The sequence below is a fragment of the Streptomyces lichenis genome (assembly GCF_023218175.1).
Classification (GTDB): Bacteria; Actinomycetota; Actinomycetes; order Streptomycetales; family Streptomycetaceae; genus Streptomyces; species Streptomyces lichenis.
The window spans coordinates 1-649 of record NZ_JALPTH010000066.1 but is presented as its reverse complement, the minus strand read 5'-3'; the positions used below and the strand labels follow the sequence as shown (position 1 = coordinate 649).

Here is a 649-nt window from a genome sequence, read left to right as displayed (position 1 = left end):
GCGGGGCAAGATCCTGGAGATCGGCTACGACTCCTCCAAGAAGGGCTTCGACGGCGCGTCCTGCGGCGTTTCGGTCTCCATCGGCGCCCAGTCCCCGGACATCGCCCAGGGCGTGGACACCGCCTACGAGAAGCGCGTCGAGGGCGACGAGGACGAGCTGGACAAGCAGGGCGCCGGCGACCAGGGGCTGATGTTCGGCTACGCCTCGGACGAGACCCCCGAGCTGATGCCGCTCCCGATCCACCTGGCCCACCGGCTCTCCCGCCGGCTGACCGAGGTGCGCAAGAACGGGACCATCCCCTACCTGCGCCCCGACGGCAAGACCCAGGTGACCATCGAGTACGACGGCGACAAGGCCGTCCGCCTGGACACCGTGGTGGTCTCCTCCCAGCACGCCTCCGACATCGACCTGGAGTCGCTGCTCGCGCCCGACATCCGCGAGTTCGTCGTGGAGCACGTCCTCGGCCAGCTGCTGGAGGACGGCATCAAGCTGGAGACCGAGGGCTACCGGCTGCTGGTCAACCCGACCGGGCGGTTCGAGATCGGCGGCCCGATGGGCGACGCGGGTCTGACCGGCCGGAAGATCATCATCGACACCTACGGCGGGATGGCCCGCCACGGCGGCGGCGCCTTCTCCGGCAAGGACCCG

1 protein-coding gene is annotated in these 649 nt (G+C 70.0%); it reads left to right on the top strand.

Going from position 1 to position 649, the window contains the following annotated elements; genetic code table 11:
• The coding region (locus M1O15_RS31285; RefSeq protein ID WP_248637624.1) for a methionine adenosyltransferase domain-containing protein at positions 1-649 on the top strand (649 nt) is incomplete at both ends.